The sequence below is a fragment of the Sporosarcina sp. BP05 genome (genome assembly GCF_014282005.1).
Classification (GTDB): domain Bacteria; phylum Bacillota; class Bacilli; order Bacillales_A; family Planococcaceae; genus Sporosarcina.
This window is the reverse complement of sequence record NZ_JACFTD010000040.1, coordinates 1-5,560: the sequence shown is the minus strand read 5'-3', so window position 1 is coordinate 5,560 and position 5,560 is coordinate 1. Positions and strand designations below refer to the sequence as shown.

The window sequence follows — 5,560 nt, the reverse complement described above, 5'->3', positions numbered from 1 at the left end:
CTACACGAAATTGAGTGAAGAAAACCAAATCCTTATTTCTAGTAATAAGGATTTAAAGGCTCGTGTGGCTGATTTAACGCTTGAAATTAAAGCGACTTATCAAAGTGTAAAAGAATTTGTTGAGAAGCATACAAAGAGCGTGAGGGACTTCAAAAGCGTCTTTAAGGATTTTGCGGATAAAGTTAAGGGGAAAACTTCACAGGCGCGTGAGAAGGGCCAACTGGAGCCAAGAACAAGTGAATTTGAAAAGATTCACAAAAAAGAGGTCAGACGTGAGCGAGATAACGAATTAAGCAGATAAAAAAGAGTCCTCAAAGGCTCTTTTTATCTGCTTTGGTTTTGTTTTCTTATTGAAGTAAAGCACCCGTTAGTTGAAGAAGAAAAGTGACGCTTATTCAACAATCCCTTCCGATTGTTGAACAGGCATTAATGAAATCTAAACCAAGCAAACCATTGCCCCTGTTTGTTTTTAGTAACAAAAATTTGCCTATGTGATGCATCATATGCTGGTAAATATTGTGGAAATAGTACTTCTACAAACCAAGAATTATTAGCTATTTCTTCTCCGCAATAATTTTTAGCCATTGCATAATAAGCTTCTGGATGCGGTGACTTTGGAAGATGTGCTATGGTTTCCACTTTCCAACCTGTGTAATTTGAATCTTTATAAACCTCAGGAATAATCGTATTCAATGCATTTATAAGGCCTTTATCTGAACTCACAGGCCCTAAATTTTGCGTGTTAGGACATTTCCCATTGTTAATTAAAAATGGTACTCCTTCTTCTCTTTCAGCAAATAACATTTGGGGATATATCAAAATTCCTAATATACAAATGTAAATAATAACTCGTAAATGATTCATCGTATTACCTCCTGTACGGTTATCATTCATAGGACCACGTGTATATTGTTTACCTCTTTTTAAAATGTATAACTGGACTCTGAAAAAACTTGTTATCTGCAAAAAAAGGATTTTTTATGCTACTCCTAAATCGACATAATGCCCGATTGAACACAAGTTAAACAACACTCTTCAACTAACCTGCCCCTTTAGTTCAATAAGAAAAAGGCCTTACTCCTTCTTGAAGTAAAGCACCCGTTAGTTCAACAAGAAAAGAATAAGGCATAAAGAAATAAGCTTTGGTAATGCTACATCTGAGGTGGTAAATGTGATTCGAAAAATATTGTTTTCGTCAATTCCTATAATTTTCCTATTTAATTTATTTATTGTAAGTGCGGAAAGCATTACGAATATTGAACTTCTTGATATTAAAAAAAATAAGATAATAACAATCCCCAAGATACAATTAGAGGCTAAAAAAATTATCAATTCAAATGGTACTCCCCTGGTTAGTTTTCCAAGAAGTCCATTAGACAAGAAATCAGAACAATTTCTCTTTGGTACTTGGAAAATTGATAAATTACTTGGATTTAACTATATTTATAATGACGCGTCAGAATACCCTAAAGGCCAGAAAGTAATTGGTGACGAAATTGTTATAACTAAAGACTTGTTCTCGTCGGAAGGTATTGCTAACTATAAGTCGTATCAGTATTCCATAGAAAATCCCCAAATCCATATTAGTACGGTTTATTCTAATGCCGATGCATTTCTGGTTTATAGTAAAGTCAATCGAAAAGAAGGAAACTTAGGGCTTAATCCCAATGACATAATAAGGTATATAATAATTACAAATGACAAAAATTATTTATATCCTTTTTCTTTTTATATTGTGAATAATGAAAGACTTATTTTACAGCTTGAAGCAACCTATTTTGAGTTAAAAAAGATTAGTGATAAATAAAAAAAGAATTATTAATCCTTTAAATATCTGTTTCATTCAAAAGAATAAAAGTTCCATCTTCAAATTAATTTCCCAAGTAAAATTATCAAAAGTCCATTTTTTCTTATTGAACTAACCTGCCCCGTTAGTTGAATAAGAAACTCGATTCGATCGCTGAACGGTCTTGTATCCCCTATACACACCAGGTTAACATAACGCCTGTTCACGGCAGTATTTATTATTACTTTTTAAGTTATGATACTGTTGTGGTGAAAAAAAGCCATGTGATGAGTGTCACTTTAGGATTTATTTCGCTCATTTTCTAAGTGCTATTTTGCACTTACAATTTTAAAACCCAGCTACCTTCACATGAGAAGATTAGCTGGGTTTTAAAATTATTTATAGAACTATTCGGATCCGACTTGACCGTAAACGGATTCGTGCTACCCAACAAGAAGGTTTTGCAATTGCCAAGCAACAAGGTAAATATCGCGGGGGCAATATATTTATTTAGTCCTTCTATGTCTTATTTTTTCACTCTTCTCTATTTCGATAACTGTTTGTTCATCGATGAATATCGGACCTGATTCTATTAAAAAGGTTATCGGGACATAATTCCCACCTTTTTTGTCTAAACCCACATGTATATATTGGTTATCGATAATTTTATATAGCAGGATGTCACAATCTATAGCACTATTTTTTTTCTTTTTACTTTTAGATTTATTGTAATAGACTGCAGAAGGGGATTCTAATACTTTATGTAAATTGTAAAAATAACGAATTTTACAGGTCATATCTTTGTAGTATTCATTTTTTTTAGGGTAAATTGCCTTTATTGTTTGTTTAATAATACTGCCACTTTTTATAGCTTCATACGCGTCAAAACCCTTAAATTCTTTTGCTTTCTCGTGATTTCTTCCATATTTAGCGTTTGCAGCATAATGCAATCCTATTAAATGCGGGAAATTCGCATAACTACATTTCAAGGTTAATTTCTCTTCACTTTTTGTTGTGTATGTATAGTTATAAGGTTCTATGTAGTCATCATAATATTCTAGTACTAGTTTAAGGGTTAATTGATCTGCCGTCGGAGTATTACTTAAATTCGCATAATCATCTTTATTACTAATCAAGTCAGCCATATGTTTTTTCTCCTATAAAAAAATGACTCTGATAGTAACTACCAGAGTCATTTTGTAAGATTAAATTTTGATAAATGACGTATGCTACTATATGTGTATCCGTAGCAGGATGGATAAAGCACTCTTATTATTTTTCAGCCCCTTGAGTAAAGGGGATACAACACATAACGTCTGTTGTGTTGTATAGCATTTTTAAAATGCCACTTGTTTATATTATGTACTACAAATTAATTATAATACGATTTTTTTAAAAAAACAAGTACTACGATTTAGAATTAGGTGAATTTGTTCCATCAAATCCAATTTTTATGTTTGTTCTCTTTTTTCTTTTCATACCGTATACACTTTTGGTTGACATAAAAACAGTTCACGGAAGTAGTTAATATGAAAAAGCTGCCATGTAAAGGCAGCCGATTGTCAAAATGTTTTTTCAGGAATTATATCCAAAAGAAACTGCAAATACTAATGCAAACATTGATAAAATAATTATGATCGTGCAAATTATAGTTATTATTACGGTTAAGCTTTTTGGCATATCAGAACGCTTTTTCCAAATAGCTAAAAGTAAAAACAAGTTCACAAATATAAAAAATAGAAAAATAGAAAGAAGCATGTAACGCTCTTTAATTAGAAACCACAAATAATCCATTTTATCTGCTCCTTTCCGATAACTCTTAATTTCACATTTCGAATTGATCGTTGAACAGTTTTGTATAGTCCATACACAACAGGTTAACATAACACCGGTTCTCGGAAGTTGTTAAGAAGCCATGCCCCCCTATAAACCCTCAGTTCTTCTCCTATCGCTCTCTAACTCTTTTATGCATGAAATATACATCGTTGAATTAACGGGCTTTCTGGTGAACGCTAGGCCTGTCTAAACGAATAATTATGCATCCCTTCTTCCACAAATTCTGCGTGTAGCTGCGTATTTCTAAAAACGCTCAAAAGTAGTCTAGAATCGTCCGTAAAGCCAGAGTCTAAGAGATACTCCTAAATCTCTATATCGACGCTCTAAGGGTGTCCTGTGAGTTTCTATGGCTATATTTGATAGTCTGGGAGAGTAGGACATGTCCTTTTTAAGGATTTGTCCTCTTTTTTTCTAGTAACGACCTTTTATGTTTTGGGTGTACATAATTCGTCTCGATTTTTTTGATAGAAAAAGAGAAATCAATGTCACCTGATTTTTGACCACCACCACGCGCGCGTGTTTGTTGTTGTTTTAAGTACTTAATGTTTAAGATCTTTGTTTTAAGTGTTTTAGAGGGCTCTCAAAGCGTTGGTATGACTGGGTTTGTGAGGTCGAAAGGTAACAGTTTTGGTCTTAAAGGTAACAGTTTTGGTCTTAAAGGTAACAGTTTTGGTCTTTGAAAGGTAACAGTTTTGGTCTTAAAAGTAACAGTTTTGGTCTTAAAGGTAACAAATGTGGTATAGGTGTTATTCATAATATTGACAATGAACTGTAATCAGTTTAATGTTATTTAGAGTAACAGTTTTATAAATGATGTTACCTATCTTTTTTATTGAAGAAGGGAGACTTTTTTATGGAGGATAAATATTTAGTTACTCAAAGCAATAATTTGATTGAAGCGCGTCATAAGAAGCCTTTGACTGCTCGTGAACAAAAGATAGTACTTGCGATGGTCAGCATGATCCAACCGTCTGACGAGGATTTTAAGGATTACCGAATATCTGTTAAAAACTTTAGTGAGATGTTGGGGTTAAAAGGCAGCGTAAAGTATACGCAAATGAAGGGAATTGCTGAAAACTTAATGACTAAGACAATTGAAATCCCTAAAGAAAATGGTGGTTGGTTATTAGCAAACTGGATTTCTAGTGCTGAATATAAAGAAGGGGAAGGAGTTATTGACTTGTCTTTCTCACCCAAATTAAAACCTTACATGCTCCAATTGAAAAGTCAGTTCACATCATACCGATTGAGCAACATTTTAAATCTTAATAGTACTTATTCTATTCGCCTATATGAACTCATGAAAAAGTGGCAACATCTTGGGCAGTGGGGATGTTCTATTGAGGATTTAAGAGGGAAATTGGGAGTAGGTGAAGGAATATATCCGAGATACGCTAATTTAAAAGCGCGTGTTTTGGCAACAGCTATTGAAGAAGTGAACGAAAAGACAGATCTTTATATTGGTTTCAATGAAATCAAAAAGGGGCGCAGCGTTGAACGAATTGAATTTACAATTCAACATGCTCCAGAAAAAGAAATCAAGCTACCCGAATCTGAAAAACAGCTTGAACAACCGAAAATATTGCCTGAAAATGAAGATGTACGCGTTCGTTTAAATAAGTTGGCAGACAAAAAACTTTTCCAGTTTACTCAAAATTACTTTTCTCAATTGTATCAAGGGGCATTATTCATATGGGGTGACAAAGCTGAGAATGAACTAGCCATGATTATTGGGTATGTGAATGTAGAAAAGTCAGTGCAAAATCCACTTGGATTTATTAAGTCGCAAATTCAATTAGCGTGGGGAGCTTATGAGCGTGGAGAACATACAACGTTCGCTGACCTTCAACCAACGAAGGAAAGAACGACAGGACGGGAGGAAATCATTCCCGACTGGTTCAAAAAAAAGGACAAGTCGTTCGAACCGCAAGAAAAGGT

4 protein-coding genes and 1 pseudogene are annotated in these 5,560 nt (G+C 33.8%); 3 read left to right on the top strand and 2 right to left on the bottom strand.

Annotated elements, in window-relative coordinates; all coding sequences use genetic code 11:
- Positions 1 to 301 (top strand): annotated as a pseudogene (locus tag H2672_RS18765) (hypothetical protein); the annotation flags it as partial.
- A 125-nt stretch (positions 302 to 426) separates the two neighbouring features.
- Here H2672_RS18765 and H2672_RS18760 read toward each other — a convergent pair.
- Positions 427 to 864: a hypothetical protein gene (locus H2672_RS18760; RefSeq protein ID WP_186673895.1), complete on the bottom strand. Its 438-nt coding sequence runs from the start codon at positions 862 to 864 to the stop codon at positions 427 to 429.
- 307 nt (positions 865 to 1,171) lie between these two features.
- Between H2672_RS18760 and H2672_RS18755 the strand changes: the two genes are divergently transcribed.
- Positions 1,172 to 1,807, top strand: coding sequence for a hypothetical protein (locus H2672_RS18755; protein ID WP_255485907.1), 636 nt, complete (start codon positions 1,172 to 1,174; stop codon positions 1,805 to 1,807).
- Between the two features lie 485 nt (positions 1,808 to 2,292).
- On the opposite strand, the gene H2672_RS18750 is transcribed toward H2672_RS18755, so the two are convergent.
- Complete coding sequence (locus tag H2672_RS18750) at positions 2,293 to 2,931, bottom strand: PBECR4 domain-containing protein (RefSeq protein ID WP_186673893.1); 639 nt, start codon at positions 2,929 to 2,931, stop codon at positions 2,293 to 2,295.
- Positions 2,932 to 4,475: 1,544 nt separating this feature from the next.
- Between H2672_RS18750 and H2672_RS18745 the strand changes: the two genes are divergently transcribed.
- The coding region (locus H2672_RS18745) for a replication initiation protein (protein WP_186673891.1) at positions 4,476 to 5,560 on the top strand (1,085 nt) is incomplete at its 3' end.

Bases quoted from the DNA above. Each gene is read 5' to 3' on its own strand.
- H2672_RS18760 (WP_186673895.1), bottom strand. From the start codon at position 864: ATGAATCATTTACGAGTTATTATTTACATTTGTATATTAGGAATTTTG.
- H2672_RS18750 (WP_186673893.1), bottom strand. From the start codon at position 2,931: ATGGCTGACTTGATTAGTAATAAAGATGATTATGCGAATTTAAGTAAT.